Origin of the sequence: Sphingomonas ginsenosidivorax (assembly GCF_007995065.1) — a bacterium.
Classification (GTDB): Bacteria; Pseudomonadota; Alphaproteobacteria; order Sphingomonadales; family Sphingomonadaceae; genus Sphingomonas; species Sphingomonas ginsenosidivorax.
Window position 1 is genome coordinate 2,226,312 of the sequence record NZ_VOQR01000001.1, and the last position, 14,347, is coordinate 2,240,658.

Consider the following 14,347-nt stretch of genomic DNA (forward strand, 5'->3'; position numbering starts at 1 on the left):
TAAGCTTTACAAAATTGGGCTTTTCGTGGCCAACGATGCCGTCACTCCTCCGCTGCCAGATGGGTGGACTGCGACAGTTTACGATAGTCAACTTACCGCGAGCCAACGCGACGAGGCCGCCGCATACTTTCATAGTGTTTTTCTTGGCCTCGACATTCCGGAAAGCAATGCCCATCGCGTCAGACAATTCTGGGAAAAGACACGGGATTTTATCAACTCGGCGCCCGTCGACCACGAAAAGCGGTTCGACCTATTCAACTCTTTGACGAGTTACTTAAAAACTGACCAGTCCCCGACCATTCAAGTCGGACAGTTTGCCGAGCGCTACCTCGGCGATGAACTAGGCGATGAATACCGCGAACATATGGATCGCGAACAGCGATGAGCGGGCAGCAATCGCAGCCCCTCGAGGACCACGCATACAGAAGCGAACGGTACCACGACACTCCCACTCGCGCAGCTGGGCTTCGGCAACACCGGTGTATGCTAGCGCCATCTCTCCCGTCATAGCGGCGGGCCAGTCGGGCATCCTCTCGATCATGAATGCGCTACCCACGAAGCGTTCGCCCATGCCGGTGCCAGTTGCGCATCGCTTCCTTAACGCGCATCGCTATGGCCGGCATAACGATTAGGCGTTTCTCTTGACGAAAATACCATGGCATCGAGATGCTCAGCTGCACATGCCGGGCGAATTGGGTCGCCGTCTCCGAAGCGCGCTTGTCGTATCCAAGGCATCGTTGGCCGACTGCGTTAAAGCGTTCGGCGCCATGGGGGCGCCTCGTGACGCGACAATTCATTGCGACGCGCTCGGCCAACCAATCGACGCGAAGAGCATCCGCGCGCTGTCGGTCGACCCGACCTATCCCTTCTAGCCTAGTACCCCTGGAGAGCCGCGACAGGTCGATGATATTCGTCATGTGCATTCTCCCATTTCATCACGATGCTGCCGGCACGATGGCTCCGAACCCGGACAGGGTGCGTTGAGGCACGAGAAGAGGAGCCTGCCATGAGCGACGACACACCGAACTCCGGCGAGGGCGCGAGCCCCGCCGACGACATCAAGAAGCAGAACCCGGGCGGCACTACGACAGGCGATCAGACCGGTGAAACCGACAGTGACCATAAGGTCGAAGACCTGGCGAAGGCCGGTCGCGACGGGATGGATACTGATGACGACCAAGTTGCCGAGGGCAAATGGAAGTCGACCGACGACGGCAGCGGGACTAGCGAGACAGACTGACGGCCGATTGGGTTTGGCGGCGCAGCGGATAGATTGTTCGTTGCCAAACCCCGTTCGCTGATCATACGACAGCACGGTGCAGTCCCTACCGATCTGTAAGCGAGGCACGCTCTGGCTAAGGTAGGACATGATATCAACGGTTAACGATGACGGCACTTTTGAGATCGAGTTTCCCGACCACACTGCTCCGGGCGTCTTTGTTCCGTCTGTCATCCTCGTACGCGGGTCCCTTTCACCTGCTGCCGCGCGACGGTTCAGGCAAATAGCTGGAACTAAGTCGCAGGCATCTGCCGACGAAGCGCTTCGGGAAGCGGTTGCGTTCAGGCGCGGCATCCCACGGCCCCGCGCTACGGAAATTTTTGTGAGAGGGACGGACTTTGACAAGTAGCGATCGAGGCTAGTTGGAGCCTGAACAGGGGCGCTCATCACGACACCCAACTTCCGTCAGATGCAGAAATTCCATTCCAGCGATGATCCAGCCAAGACGAAGCCCTCGTTCCGTGCGCGCGCTCGAAGGCGGCGAAAACGCCATGTAGCGCAGGGTCGCCGCCGATGACCGCAACTGTCTCCCCGATGAGCCAGGCGGCGTAGTCGATGCCGGACGCCGCATCGTCGACGCGCTCGAGCCGGCTGCGCATCGGCCTTTGTAGAAGCTCACTTGCATGAACAACACGAAGCGGGGTGTCCGTCTTCGCGTCTCGCAGGGTCATCGCCCGGTGGAAGAGCTTACCAAGGCGGTCGGCGATGACTTCAGCTTGCGTGGGTTCGATGCCCATCAGACTGCCGCCCCCGTCTCACGAGTGCCGGCCGGAGCGGCCAAGTCGACCTGTTTCGGCGGCATGCGGCCAAAGAACAGCGAGAACGACAGCCCGAAGCCTTCGAAACCGATATGGCGGCAAGGCCCTTCGCCCTTCCCATCCCATCGCTCGAGGCCGCTGCGATCGTACCCATACGAAAAGTCCGGCGCGATCTCTTCCCAGACGGCGCGGAGGGTCTGACCGAAGGTCATGCTGCGACCCGCGCGGGCATGCGTTTCCACCAAATGCAGGTGGAGCAGTTCTGTTCGGGGTGAGCCATCAGCATGGAATGAGCCCCTGATACTCGCCGCACGCGTGCGCGCGGTGGACGTTGGGAAAGCACGAAGCGATGTGGCCGCTGTTGCTGCGGGTCATGCGAGGCGGCCAGCGCCGGCAGATGCCGACCGCACCGAGCGGCTCGGCAACCGGCTGGACTGTCGCGTCGCACGCCGACCTCGCCGTGAAGTGCGTGCAACTTGAGCAGGTCATGCGCCCTGTTCCGCGAGGTTCACGCCGCCGATCCGCGCAAGGTCCTCGATCGCACCCCAGGCCATGCGCGCGTACAGGTCCGACATGCGTAGTCCCTCGACGAACTTCGGGTCGGCCGTGTTCGAGATTGCCAGGTCCGACCAGTTAGTGCCGACCTGATTCATGAACGCTACTCGCGGACAGCGTCGACGCGGTCGCGTTGCTGGATGAGTTGGTTGAGGCAAACTGCGTGATGACCTACGAGGTCGGTGGCAAGCGGTATGGGGCAGTCCGTAACTTTTGCCAGTACCAGCGCCCGAAGAAACCCAACTCGACCTATCCGCAGACGGAAGCGGTTCGGAACTGGGTGAACATTGAGGCGCGTTCAACACGCGACGGTGGGGAACTGGGTACCACTCCAGACACCTCGGGTGGGGAACTGACACCCGCTCCAAAGGTGCTCGGTGGGGAAGCGGGCCCCCCTTCAACTAAGCCGAGTGGGGAACCGGTGGGGAAGCGGTTGCCCACTGGTGGGGAAAAGTCCCGCCAGAGGAAGGAGGGAGGAGATAGTTCCGTTACTGACGTAACGGGCGCCGCAGCGCCGCCGGTCGATCCGAGGAAGGCTTTGTTCGACGCTGGCGTGGCGCTGCTGGGCGAAGCGGGGCTATCGATCAAGTCGGCACGGGCCCTGATCGCCAATGGTCCAAGGCTCATGGTGAGGAGGCGACGAACGCAGCGTTGTTAAGCGCTGCCGGACGAGCTGAACCCGTGTCGTGGATCGAGGCTCGATTGCGAACGAAGGTTAGATCCGAGGACGAGGCGTTCGCGGCCAGCCGTGCGACTGCCGAACGATACCGGCGGATGGCCATCCCTGGACCGCCAGCCGACGTCCATCCGATGCCGGTGCCAGCGTGACCGCGCTCGCCAACGGTCACGCTGGCAGCAGCGGCTTACGGTGCGCTGTCAGGTCGCTAGTCGTCGCCGCGGATCGAGAGGCTGTCGGCTCCGTCGTCAACGTCGTCGGCGTCCGTCGCGATCGAGTCCGGCGTGTCGTTGCTAACCGCGTCGGTATCCTCGACGCTGCTGCCACCCGGGGACACGCCTTCTTCGGTTTCGATGTTTCCATCGACGTACGGCTCCCCGGTCGTCTCGCGCTCGAGGTCGGTGTTCGGGTCGGTAGGCATGGCATGCTCCAATCGTTGCCTGTCCCTAACGCGCTGCCCGAACGATCGAGCCGGTGGTACGCCAACATGCGGCCCCGCACCCCGCAATGGATCCACTGTATTAGTACAGTGACACACCAAGGACTGGATGGTATTAGATGCCTGCTGGGTTTGCGATCCCTCGCGGCCCGGCGTCATCCCTGCCGGGACACCTCCGGTCGCGCTCGGTGCACCGATACCGCGACCGGTTCTTTCCCGACGCTAAACGGCCGCCTAAAATCACGATCATTGCAGGCGACTGAGCGGTACCATCGGATCGTAATTCCCAGAGTGCCAGCCGGCTCACGGAAGCATGAGGAGCACGCATGACGGCGGCATGCTCCCTGTCGCCGTCACTCTTCGGGTCCGCTCCCCGAGGTGTCGAGGTCGATGTCTTCGCCTGGATTGCCGCCGCCAGCGCTCGATCCGCTTCCGTAAACTTCACCGGTTTTATTGTCGATGTACGCTCGCTTGCCCGCTTCCCGAGGGATGTCGCGGCCGTCGGCGGGCTCGTCCGCTCCAGCGTCGTGCGCACCGTCCCGGTTCTGCAGGTGGCGCTCTGCCGCATGATCGACGCTGTCATACTCATCGCCAGAGTAGCCCGAGCCCTTACCGAAGCCGTCTGCGGTCCTGTCCGCATCGCCAGATTTCAGGGCGACGTTGTCGACGGGCTTGGGCGTAGTGTCGTCGGTCATGATGATCTCCATGGTTCGAACGCGGTCAACGCGCGGCCGCCGGAATTGCGTCGCTCGGGCAACATTGCCTGCCACATATTTGAACCAAGCGAAGGTTGAGACCATGGGGCGCGGAAACGATTGGTGCACTCTTCGAACGGGCGCGTCGCGGACACTGCCGCTGGCGGCCTCCCTTGAGGCGGCTGGCTTCGACGTATGGAGCCCCGTGCAAACCCTGACCCGGCGCAAAGGCCGCTCCCGCGAGCGGATCGAGTATGCCGCACCGAACATGCCGACGTTCGTGTTTGCTCGCTCGGCACCGAGACGACCTGGTGAGGCTGGCGGCGCAGCCGTTTACCGACCACCCTGGTTTCTCGGTCTTCCGCTACCTTGGGGACATCCCGCTCATCAGCGATGCCGAGGTGGAAGGCGCCCGCCGGATTGAGGAGCGGGGCAAGCGCGCTGCAAAGATGGGGAAGCGTCAGGCGTTCGTCGTTGGTGAGCGTGTTCGGGTTACGGAGGGCGCTGCAGCAGGCTTGTTCGGTGAGGTCGTCCAGGGCGGCGATGGCAAGTTCGTGCTGGTCGCGTTCGCTGGCATCAACCTGAAAATCGAGGCTTGGCTACTCGGAACAAATGCAGTACAGGATACGCCTATCGCCGCTTAAGCGGACCGCGGTGGGCGCTGTGGCATTGCCACCCTCATCCCCTCACGCAGGAGCTGCCGCTCCGAGCGACGTCCGAAGGGGTGCCCAAAATTATTCTTCGTCTGGGTTTGGATTGATTACCCGCACGGGTCCGGCGTCCGGCATTTCGGTGACAGCCCGGGCCAAGGTTGCACGTGCCCGGTGGCACTGTGCCAAACTCGAGTGCGCTTTCTGAGCCTCAGGCACCGTTGATCGAGCGGCTAGTGCCTGTTCCTGAGCCGCGCGTGCAGTGTGATACGAGAACTCGAGGTGCCAATCCTCGGCGTGTTCGCTCAGTGCGTTGAAATCGTCGCTTTGGTTTTCCATCATGCCCTCCGCCAAATCAAACTCAGCTTAATGGGTTTAAGGAGCGTTAAAGGATACGGTTAAGAAGACTGCGATCGAATACCGGGTAAGTATCTATCTCATTGCCCGGTTCTAAGCATTGCTTAGCATCGGCGCGTTAGGATTGAGCCAACTACCTTCTCCTGCCTACTGCGTCCGCTTGACGGCAAAACTAGCCCCGGTTCATGGTCTCTATTAGCTGCTCCCGATACAGTCCGGCGATTGCCCGATGCATGTCAGCGACCGGCTTCGACACCGAGCGATTGGCCAAGACATTCTGATCGTCCATCAGTCGTTGAAGCACTGAGGGGTGGGGAAGAAAACTCATAATAGGTCAATGACCCTGCCGTGATAGCACATCAAGCGCAAACGCAGTGACGAGGATTAAGATGGCCACTACGTCCAAGCCCACTTCCGCTGGCGTGGTCGAGGCTATCGGCATGCGGCTGTTGCGGATCGCCGAAGACATGAACGCAGGCTCTCGCCACCATGGTCGCAGCGATCGCCTCATCGAGGACGTCGAGCAGGCTGCGCGGGATCTCCGGGCTGCTGTCCGCAGTCGGTAGCGAGTATCCAAACTGTGGAGCCTAACCCTCTCACCTGAGGCAATTTTCATGTCCCGCCGACTGGCCCTGCCCTCACCATCCCACATCGTGGCATGGGGCGCTTGGGTCCTTCCCGGCATCCCAGGTAATACGGGGGGCAAAGGCGCAGAGGATCGCTAGGCACGAGATGCCCTATAGTTCTTCCTCCCTGGTGCCATTTTCGGCGGTTTTCTGCGGCTTTCGCGAGATGGAGCAGGGAAGTGGCGCAAATCGACCTCGACGAGCCGACCCGGCCGCAGCTCGCCGCGCTCTTCGGCTGCTCCAGCCGGTGGATCGGCGAGCTCCGGTCGAAGGGCGACCTGCCCGCCGACGGATCCTCGCTGCTCGAGAACATCGAAGCTTGGGCGCAGACGAAATACGGCGTCGATGACGTTGATCCGGATTCGCTCGATAAGGAACAGCAGCAGGCCCGCCTCGCCAAAGAGCAGGCCGATGCGAAGGCGATGGATAATGCCGAGCGCAGCAAGGAGCTCGCATCGCTCCCTGACATGGTTGCCGCCGGCGCGGGCGTGATCGTCATGATCGTCGCCCAGCTGCAGCAGGTCGGCGCCCGGGTTGCCAAGGGTGACACGAAGCTCCGGTCGCGCGTCGACGCCGAGATCAACAACGTCCTTACCGACTTGAGCATGGCCCGGATCGAAGAGGCGCGCGGCGGGGGCTTTGATGAGGGCGAGCCCGAAGACGAAGCCGGCGCCTGAGCCGTACCGCGCGCCCGGCGCGCACGGTGTAGCGCTTGCCGCTGGCTGGCTGGCAGCGTGCCGGCCGCGCGAGCGGCCGCCCCCTTTCGAGGTTCATGGCAGAGCACGCGCGATCGGACCACGGCGCACGCATCCGGCTATTCCCGTTTCAGGCCGACATCGCCGACGCGTTCACCGATCCGGAGACGTCTCAGCTGTCGGTCAGGAAGAGCAGCCGCATCGGCTACTCGACGATCCTGCAGTGCTTCGTCGCCTGGCGCATCAAGTTCGACCCTGCGCGCACGCTGATCTACCAGCCGACGATCGACGACGCGGAGAAGTTCAGCCGCGACGATCTCGACCCGGTGCTGCAGTGGCCGATCGTCCGGTCTGTCGCGACGTTCAAGCCGCGGCATGCCGACAACCAGATCAGGGCCAAACGCTACAAGGGCGGCTGGATCCAGATCAAGGGCGCGAACAGCCCGAAGGAGTTTCGCCGCGTCACCGCGGACGACGTGTTCCTCGAGGAATGCGACGGCTACGCGATGACGTTCCAAACCGCGTTGAACGCCGGCTCGTGGGCGTAATCACGACTGCAAACTGTTCGCTACCGCCAGTCCGCGAGATCAAATCCAGCGGTTAACAGCGATCGACATCAGGCAAAGACCGGGCAACGTCACGACCCAAGCGCCAATGCAATATCCGGCGAACTTCTTCCTGCTCATGGGCTTCCTCTCGAACTCAGTGCTTTCTAACCTGGGTTCATTAAGAGAACGAAAATGGGTGTATTTCCACCCGGCATGATCTCATTCGTTCGGTAGCTCCGCAGGTAGCCGCACTCCCTCATCGCCCCGCTCGGCGAGAGAGCGGTCGGTAGGAGTGCGCGTCTGTCGATACGACCGGGCGCAATTCAACTTCCGAGAGCAAGAAGTCGCGCGTGAATCAGGTCGAGTACGTCTTTCAATCGAGCGCAGATGACACCGTTTCCGTGCGCTCGCCGCAGCGACTCTTCCAGGAGAAATTCGACTGTTCGCAGTCGTGCGATCTCCTGGATACGATCGCCCATCCGATAGGTACGTAAGCCTGATGCATTTGGCTGCGACCTTGGTGTCGATTTTGATCCGCCTGACGACGGTGGTACGTTCGCAGTTGGGGCCATTGCGCCCCGTGACGATCGGCATAAGCTGCAAGCAATCGACTCGCATGGAGATGGATATGCTCAAGACCGCCCTCGCCGCCCTCGCCCTGCTCGCGATTGCCAGCACGCCTGCCGCGGCGGCACCGTGCCGCAATGCGAAGGGCAAGTTCATTAAGTGCGCCACAGCGGCACCCGCGAAACCGGTTCGCTGCAAGGACACCAAGAGCAAGTTCGCAAAGTGCGGAACCGCTGGCGCGAAGGCCATTTGATCGCACGGCCAAAGGTTGGCGCACGCATCCCTTGAAACTTGATCGACTACCGATCTATCTTGGTTTCCTATCGTCGCACGACGCGCGGCCCCGCGACGAAGGAAGCCCTGGGGCGCTTCCTAACCACGGGAGCAGCGTATGGTGATGGGATCCGATACCGGGGCGACACCCGACCTAATTGAAGCGATGAAAGCGCTCCTGGCCATTCTGGATGGCGAAGGACACCTGCTCGCGGCGGCGTATGTCTCTATGGCCGTCGATCTGCTGGAATCGCCGGCTATCACGACGTGACAACTCTGTCGTCTCGCTTGACGCCCTCTATTGCGAGGCGGATAGCGGGCTGCCGCGGTGGCGTGGCAGTCAAATAGGAGAGCCGCGTGCCCAAGTTCTTCTTCAATGTCTTCAACAGCGAGATTACCACCGATTACGACGGCATCGAAGCACGTGATATCGAAGACGCTAAGCTGCGGGCGCGACGGGAGTTTCGCTCTCTGATTGCCGCGACGGTAATTGATACTGCAGAACTGATTACAGATCACCGCATCGACATTCTAAATTCGGAACGCGAGCGAGTCGGGCAAGTCTACCTCCGCGACGTACTGACAATTCGCGACCCGCAAGGTCAGAAGATTGATCTTCCCGCTAAATCGTCACCGAAACCGCGATGAGCGCGAGTATCACGCAGCCGATCAGAACTGATTTCGCACGCCTTCTGTCTGCGGCGTAAGCTCTGCGAAAATCGCCGTACAGCTTGTCGTTCAATATCACGTTCCATGGACGTCAGGCGCGGGGCGGATTGCCCGTCACGACGATCGGCGGAAAGTAGGCTGCCGGTGATCCTGATTTTCCCGTCAGCCCGGCGCGCCCGCACAAGTCCCGCTGCGTCCATAACAGGACGTATCAGACGGCAACCGCAGCGCCAGCGGTGTTGCGCCGATAACCGACGTTTCGGGCCGCGCCCGAGGACGCCGTCCGCGCCGCCCGGCCAACCGATTCCCCCACAGGAAATTTGATCCATCGACGCCTCTTTGCCAAAGACGTGTTCCCTTTGTGTTCTCTTTGGCGCTAGTTGAAGCTCTCAGAGCCGCCGGGACCAGCGTATGCCTAATATCCAGCTTTATGACGTGCCCTTCGAACTTATCCCACGTGAGGTGCCGTTCGTTCTGTGCAGGACGCCAGCAGGTTTCCCTTCCCCGGCGCAGGACGACATGGAGGAGCCGATCGACCTCGGCGCCTGGCTCGTCGAGCACCCGGCAGCGAGCTACATCATGCGCGTCGACGGCGAATCGATGGTCGGCGCGGGGATCAACGACGGCGACCTGATTGTCGTGAACCGGGCGAAGTCGCCCCGGGCCGGCTCAATTGTCGTCGCGTTGGTTCACGGCGATCGAACGCTGAAGCGCCTGCGTCAGATGGGCAACCGATATTGGCTGATCCCGGAGGCCGAAGGGTATCCGCATACGCTCGTCGACGAGAACGTGGAGATCTGGGGCGTCGTGGTCGGCGTCGCGCGGCAAGTCCGGTGACCGCGCCGATCGCGCTGATCGACTGCAACAACTACTACGTCTCCTGCGAGCGGGCTTTCGACAGCAGCCTAGTCGGCGTGCCGGTGATCGTGTTGTCGAACAACGACGGGTGCGCGATCGCGCGGTCGGCCGAGGCGAAAGCGCTTGGGATCAAGATGGGCGATCCGGTTCATCTGCTGCGTGACAAGATCCGCGCGCACGGCATCCGCGTACTGTCGTCGAATTACGCCCTCTACGGAGACATGCAGCGCCGCGTCATCGCCGCGTGCGACGCGTTCGCGCGTGATTTCGAGATCTACTCGATCGACGAGACCTTCCTCGACCTGTCCGGCTTCGAAGGCCAGGACCTAGTTGCCCATGCCAACGCCATGCGCGCTCGGGTCCGGAAGTGGACGACGATTCCGACCTGCGTTGGCATCGGAACGTCGAAGACGCTGGCGAAGCTGGGCAACGCCGCGGCCAAGAAGAACCCGATGTTCGACGGCGTCGCTGACCTGCGCGACGATGGCGTCCGAACATGGGTGATGGACCGCTTCCCCGTCGGCGATGTGTGGGGCGTTGGAAGGGCTACCGCGCGCAAGCTCGAGGCGCTCGGTATCGAGCATGCTGGCGCGCTGCGGGATATGCCGATGAAACAGGCGCGTGCCGTCGGAACGGTCGTGCTCGAGCGGCTCGTCGCCGAGTTGCGCGGCGTGCCGTCGGACGTCGTCGAGACGATTGAACCTCGGCGGAAGGGCATGGCGGTCACCCGATCCTTCGGCACGCCAGTGACCGACTTCCCCACGCTGTTCGGCGCCCTATCGCAATACGCCATGCGTGCCGGCGAAAAGCTGCGCTCGCACGGCTTGGTCGCCGGCCGGCTGACCGCCTTCTTTCACACGAACCAGCACAAGCCGGACCGCCCTCAATATGCCGGCTCCCGAACGGTGTCGCTCCATCCGATGACGAGCGACAGCCTTGAGCTCATCGCAGCCGCCAAGCGCGGCGCTGAACGCGCGTGGCGCGATGGCTATGCCTATACGAAGGCCGGTGTGATGCTTGACGACCTGGTCGCCGCAGATCTTCGGCCACGCACGCTATTCGAAGCGGGGACCGAGAAGCGCGATCGCCTCATGAACGCGATCGACGAGATCAACGGCCGGTTCGGCAAGTTCGCAGCGGTGACCGCGTCTCAGGGATTCAAACGCGAGTGGAAGATGCGGTCCGAAATGCGGTCCCCGTCGTGGACGACTGACCTCAACGAAGTGCCGACCGTTCGCGCACGCTGATAGGCGCGCTGACTAGCACCGTGGTCCGCCGGCGGCGATCACGTCGACTGCCGAGGCGATGCGGCGCCAGTCATCAACAGCGACACGATCGCCCAATGCGTCGGTCACGCGGTCAATGATGTAGTCCGTGGTCTGATCGCCATACTCCGCCATAATATCGCCAGCGACGATCCAGACCTCTCGGTCGGTCATGGGGCCAAGTTCAGTCACTCGACGGGTAGTCGTTGACGAAGCTGGTCACGACGTCGATGTCGTCAGCGGTCAGCCCGCTTTCGTCGTTGATTGTCTCACCGGGGTTCCAGGTGGCGCGGAACGCCTTAAGCCGAGCGAGCGCGTCGTTGAGGTCAGGGGCTTCGGTCATGCGTCGAGCCTGCCGATGATCGCACCAACGGCGACAACTACCGCAATAACTGCCCAGCCTTCCCACGTGCGCGGGGACCAGCCGATCCCGATGACCTTCGGCCCAAACCATGTTCGCGGGTTATTCATCTTGGCCTCAGCGATTCGTAATGGAATGGCTCACAGCGAACCACGGTAGGCTGTCCTCCCTTACCCGCAACATTTAAGATCGAACACATGGACGAACTCATTGCCTCCGTAGTCCGTTTCGAGTGAACTAAGGACAGCTGCTGTGACCCTCTTGCGCTTGCGGCACGTCAGTATACGCTTCCAGCAAACCTACGGAGGCGTACGATGAGGACATTGATTACGGTTGCGTTGCTGCTAGCCCCAGGTGTTGCAGCAGCTCAGGCGATTGAACCCGTTGCAGCACCGCCAGCGACGTCGACGCAGCCAGCGGTGAAGGCTAAGCCACCGAAGCCCCTCTGTCGCAAGGAAGACGTCACAGGATCGTTCTTCCCTGCACGCACCTGTCATACTAAAGAGGAATGGGCCGCCATAGACGCCGCGAACGCCCAGAATGCCGAACGCATGTCAGCAACGCGGAACAGCGGCAGCCGGCGATAACAATGCCACGGCGGACCGTAACGAACCTACCGCGTCCATAGTCGGCATCGACGTCCCGAACGAGGACAAGAGCAAGAGCAACCGGCGCATGCAGATCATGCTCCGCGCGCCCGGTGACCCGGTCGAGCTGCGGCCGGAGCCGACCAACCCGTACGGCGTCAAGGCGATCGCCGTATGGTCCGCGCCCGATCCATGACCCGTACGCGTTCTATCCGGATGATGACGGCCCGGAGTTCGGAGCCTAGCGACCCACGGAATAACGTCAGTGGGTTTGACGCTCTTGCGCTTGAGAAATACCGGGTTACGATCCGGTCAAAAGCATGGAGTCGCTTGATGAAACTGTTGTTCGCAGCCGCGTTATTGATCTGCCCTGTAGCGGTGAGCGCTCAAACATCAGAGGATGCAAATAAGCCATCCGACAAGCCCGTGAAAGAGAAGAAGACCTGCCGGTCGCTGACGGCGACCGGTTCGTTCATGGCGACGCGCGTGTGCAACACCGCTGCCGCGTGGCGGCAGTTCGATGGGATCACGGCAGATGGTGCCCAGCAGACTCGCGATGCTTATCGAATGACAAGCGCCGGAACGCTTAACACTAAGCGATAGCCGGGCCGCCCTCGGCCGCCCGTCCTTCCCCGGGTTGCGTTGCGGGTTAGCTGGACTTCGACATCATTCGCTGTCCGGCCGCCTGGACCGCAGCGTCGGTCAGCAGGTCCGCCAGATGCATTGCCCTATCGGGCTCGAGTGAGCAGGGAATTGCAGGGCCATCCAGCAGGACCTGCTCGCCAACTGCTTCAGCGGTGAAATCTTCGGTACGCGGTATCTCAACCATCCGGTTTCTCCTCTGTCGACCGAAACGGGCAGCTCTGCTGACGGTTTCAGATTGTCGGAAAAAATCAGCTGGACTGGCGCGCGAGGTTGCGCGGCCCGGCACTCAATCCGCACGCGTTCCATCCGAACGATGACGGCCCAGAGTTCGAAGCCTGATCGCGAACCTTCACAACTTCGGTAGGAGCACCTTGTTCGCTGACGTCACGAGATGGTTCGGCTTGTCTAGTCCGCAGAGGCGGATCGGCGCCCCTAGGAAAGAGGTAGGAAGTGGCGCCCTGTACCCCAGAACTCCTTGCGATTCTGCTGCCAGCTTCTCAACGTATTCTGGTCGCAACACCCACTCGATGTATTTTTCACCACGCCCATGAGCCTCTGCGGCCAGCTGACGCATGCTGTCTCGTATCCCCATAAGGCGGTGATAACGCCCACGAAAAAGGGCCGCAACTGCCTCGCCGGGAGGGGTGATCAGGTCGGCTTGGTACTGCCAACATTCTTCATCATCGTTCGCTGTTCGCTCGCTTGGCCTGCAGCGGCGGTCAGCAACGCTGCAACCCCTCGTGCTGCGTCTGGATGCAAAGAGCAGGCTATCCCGGGGCCATCGAGCAAGACACAGCCTTCGGCAGCCTGAGCGGTGAAGTCTTCGGTACGCGGTATCTCAACCATCCGGCCTCTCCTCTGGTCCACGAACGGACGCCGGGCAGCCCGGGTCCGTTCGGTTGCGGTAGATCAAGACGATATCGGCGGTCGGTCGGCGCCCGCATCGCGCCGCGGACCCTGTTAGATCCGCACGCGTTCTACCCGGACGAGGAAGGGCCTGATTGGGAAGCGTAACAGCAGCGATCTAGGCTGCTGTGGATCCTCCCGACGCGACCATATTTATCAGAACTTCACCAGTATGGTCTGCGGACTCAGTGGTCCACGCATCACGACTAACGTCACAGACTGTATGTTACCCCATTCGTCGATCATCCCGCATCCGACGCGAAAGCCGTAGTCGCGCAACATGCCGGCGACCGGCTGCATGCGCGTCACCGCGAGCGGTCATGCCGCACGGAGTCTTGGCAGTAGTGCGTCGTTCCGGGATGGTTCGCCTTATGGATCGCGATCGCGGACGGGGTGTGGTTCAGCGCGATATCGACGTCGCGACCGATCGCCTGCGCGATTCCCGTGCTGGCGCCACCTCCGCCCGCGAAGCCGTCGATGAAGAGCCCGGTCGCGAGAAAGCCTGATGCGATGCTGCGTCGACGGTTACAGCCGCGGGGACTGGGAGAGGCAGCCTATGTCTGCCCGCTCTTTCTTGACCACGTCCTTTACCGGTCCGCCATGCACCATAACGGGCTGCTCCACCGGTTCGCCTTCTGGCGCCATGCCCCATGGCTGCTGGAGGAGATGCTGATCGGGACGGTTGCGCTCGGTCAGCCCTACGCCGTCAAGTCGCGCTTCACCTTCGCGGTCGGGCATCTCAGCCACCAGGCGAACAAGGCGAAGGACCTGAAGGGCTGGAAGAACGCATTTCCCGACAAGAACCTCTATCTCAACGACATCGAACCGTTCGGTAAGCCGTGGCGCGCCTTCCGTCGCTTCAAGCGGACGCTCGAACCGCTGGCCGGATCGGCCCTTCAAGGCGGCAACCGACAATTTCCGCAACGCCTATAATCACG

At 61.8% G+C, this 14,347-nt stretch carries 22 protein-coding genes; 14 read left to right on the forward strand and 8 right to left on the reverse strand.

Annotated features, from left to right (window positions below):
- Nucleotides 1–25: 25 nt before the first annotated feature.
- The 3 genes from FSB78_RS10000 (at nucleotide 26) to FSB78_RS10010 (ending at nucleotide 1,240) form a co-directional block, all read left to right on the forward strand.
- Nucleotides 26–385, forward strand: a complete 360-nt coding sequence (locus FSB78_RS10000) for a hypothetical protein (RefSeq protein ID WP_147082336.1) — start codon at nucleotides 26–28, stop codon at nucleotides 383–385.
- Nucleotides 386–737: 352 nt separating this feature from the next.
- Nucleotides 738–872 carry a hypothetical protein gene (locus FSB78_RS19635; RefSeq protein ID WP_277872706.1) on the forward strand — a complete coding sequence of 45 codons (135 nt, stop codon included), beginning with the start codon at nucleotides 738–740 and terminating at the stop codon, nucleotides 870–872.
- A gap of 134 nt (nucleotides 873–1,006) precedes the next feature.
- Complete coding sequence (locus FSB78_RS10010) at nucleotides 1,007–1,240, forward strand: hypothetical protein (protein WP_147082338.1); 234 nt, start codon at nucleotides 1,007–1,009, stop codon at nucleotides 1,238–1,240.
- A gap of 425 nt (nucleotides 1,241–1,665) precedes the next feature.
- Here FSB78_RS10010 and FSB78_RS10015 read toward each other — a convergent pair whose 3' ends face one another.
- The 5 genes from FSB78_RS10015 to FSB78_RS10030 all read right to left on the reverse strand — a co-directional run bounded on the left by FSB78_RS10015 (nucleotide 1,666) and on the right by FSB78_RS10030 (nucleotide 4,402).
- Entirely contained in the window at nucleotides 1,666–2,016 is a 351-nt protein-coding gene (locus tag FSB78_RS10015) for a hypothetical protein (RefSeq protein ID WP_147082340.1), read from the reverse strand.
- The gene (locus FSB78_RS10020; RefSeq protein ID WP_147082342.1) at nucleotides 2,016–2,249 is read right to left on the reverse strand and encodes a hypothetical protein; all 234 of its coding nucleotides are present in this window, start codon (nucleotides 2,247–2,249) and stop codon (nucleotides 2,016–2,018) included. Before FSB78_RS10020 ends, FSB78_RS10015 begins: the two co-directional genes overlap by 1 nt.
- Nucleotides 2,250–2,522: 273 nt before the next feature.
- Nucleotides 2,523–2,690, reverse strand: coding sequence for a hypothetical protein (locus tag FSB78_RS19115; protein ID WP_158637996.1), 168 nt, complete (start codon nucleotides 2,688–2,690; stop codon nucleotides 2,523–2,525).
- A 786-nt stretch (nucleotides 2,691–3,476) separates the two neighbouring features.
- Entirely contained in the window at nucleotides 3,477–3,689 is a 213-nt protein-coding gene (locus FSB78_RS10025) for a hypothetical protein (RefSeq protein ID WP_147082344.1), read from the reverse strand.
- Between the two features lie 371 nt (nucleotides 3,690–4,060).
- A complete protein-coding gene (locus FSB78_RS10030) occupies nucleotides 4,061–4,402 on the reverse strand; it encodes a hypothetical protein (RefSeq protein WP_147082346.1) in 342 nt (113 codons plus the stop codon).
- Between the two features lie 311 nt (nucleotides 4,403–4,713).
- Here FSB78_RS10030 and FSB78_RS10035 point away from each other — a divergent pair, with 311 nt between their 5' ends.
- From FSB78_RS10035 to FSB78_RS10065, 8 genes are all read left to right on the forward strand, one after another.
- Nucleotides 4,714–5,046 (forward strand): transcription termination/antitermination protein NusG, encoded by a 333-nt coding sequence (locus FSB78_RS10035; RefSeq protein ID WP_147082348.1) that lies wholly within the window; start codon nucleotides 4,714–4,716, stop codon nucleotides 5,044–5,046.
- A gap of 1,168 nt (nucleotides 5,047–6,214) precedes the next feature.
- Nucleotides 6,215–6,712 (forward strand): terminase, encoded by a 498-nt coding sequence (locus FSB78_RS10040; protein ID WP_147082350.1) that lies wholly within the window; start codon nucleotides 6,215–6,217, stop codon nucleotides 6,710–6,712.
- A 95-nt stretch (nucleotides 6,713–6,807) separates the two neighbouring features.
- Nucleotides 6,808–7,278, forward strand: a complete 471-nt coding sequence (locus FSB78_RS10045) for a phage terminase large subunit family protein (protein WP_242008174.1) — start codon at nucleotides 6,808–6,810, stop codon at nucleotides 7,276–7,278.
- 499 nt (nucleotides 7,279–7,777) lie between these two features.
- Nucleotides 7,778–8,098, forward strand: a complete 321-nt coding sequence (locus FSB78_RS19500; protein ID WP_242008175.1) for a hypothetical protein — start codon at nucleotides 7,778–7,780, stop codon at nucleotides 8,096–8,098.
- A 138-nt stretch (nucleotides 8,099–8,236) separates the two neighbouring features.
- Nucleotides 8,237–8,389, forward strand: coding sequence for a hypothetical protein (locus tag FSB78_RS19120; protein ID WP_158637997.1), 153 nt, complete (start codon nucleotides 8,237–8,239; stop codon nucleotides 8,387–8,389).
- Between the two features lie 86 nt (nucleotides 8,390–8,475).
- Nucleotides 8,476–8,766 (forward strand): DUF6894 family protein, encoded by a 291-nt coding sequence (locus tag FSB78_RS10055; protein WP_147082352.1) that lies wholly within the window; start codon nucleotides 8,476–8,478, stop codon nucleotides 8,764–8,766.
- A gap of 432 nt (nucleotides 8,767–9,198) precedes the next feature.
- Nucleotides 9,199–9,624, forward strand: a complete 426-nt coding sequence (locus tag FSB78_RS10060) for a LexA family protein (RefSeq protein WP_147082354.1) — start codon at nucleotides 9,199–9,201, stop codon at nucleotides 9,622–9,624.
- A complete protein-coding gene (locus tag FSB78_RS10065) occupies nucleotides 9,621–10,892 on the forward strand; it encodes a Y-family DNA polymerase (protein WP_147082356.1) in 1,272 nt (423 codons plus the stop codon). The genes FSB78_RS10060 and FSB78_RS10065 overlap by 4 nt, the downstream gene beginning before the upstream one ends.
- A gap of 12 nt (nucleotides 10,893–10,904) precedes the next feature.
- Here FSB78_RS10065 and FSB78_RS10070 read toward each other — a convergent pair whose 3' ends face one another.
- On the reverse strand, nucleotides 10,905–11,084 hold the full coding sequence (locus FSB78_RS10070) for a hypothetical protein (RefSeq protein ID WP_147082358.1): 180 nt from the start codon (nucleotides 11,082–11,084) through the stop codon (nucleotides 10,905–10,907).
- A gap of 10 nt (nucleotides 11,085–11,094) precedes the next feature.
- Complete coding sequence (locus FSB78_RS19125) at nucleotides 11,095–11,253, reverse strand: hypothetical protein (protein WP_158637998.1); 159 nt, start codon at nucleotides 11,251–11,253, stop codon at nucleotides 11,095–11,097.
- A gap of 938 nt (nucleotides 11,254–12,191) precedes the next feature.
- Between FSB78_RS19125 and FSB78_RS10080 the strand changes: the two genes are divergently transcribed.
- Entirely contained in the window at nucleotides 12,192–12,461 is a 270-nt protein-coding gene (locus tag FSB78_RS10080; RefSeq protein WP_242008176.1) for a hypothetical protein, read from the forward strand.
- A gap of 46 nt (nucleotides 12,462–12,507) precedes the next feature.
- Here FSB78_RS10080 and FSB78_RS10085 read toward each other — a convergent pair whose 3' ends face one another.
- Nucleotides 12,508–12,687, reverse strand: coding sequence for a hypothetical protein (locus FSB78_RS10085; RefSeq protein ID WP_147082362.1), 180 nt, complete (start codon nucleotides 12,685–12,687; stop codon nucleotides 12,508–12,510).
- A 1,093-nt stretch (nucleotides 12,688–13,780) separates the two neighbouring features.
- Between FSB78_RS10085 and FSB78_RS19640 the strand changes: the two genes are divergently transcribed.
- Nucleotides 13,781–13,915, forward strand: a complete 135-nt coding sequence (locus FSB78_RS19640) for a hypothetical protein (protein WP_277872707.1) — start codon at nucleotides 13,781–13,783, stop codon at nucleotides 13,913–13,915.
- Nucleotides 13,916–14,009: 94 nt separating this feature from the next.
- Nucleotides 14,010–14,342, forward strand: a complete 333-nt coding sequence (locus FSB78_RS10095; RefSeq protein ID WP_147082364.1) for a hypothetical protein — start codon at nucleotides 14,010–14,012, stop codon at nucleotides 14,340–14,342.
- Nucleotides 14,343–14,347: the final 5 nt, after the last annotated feature.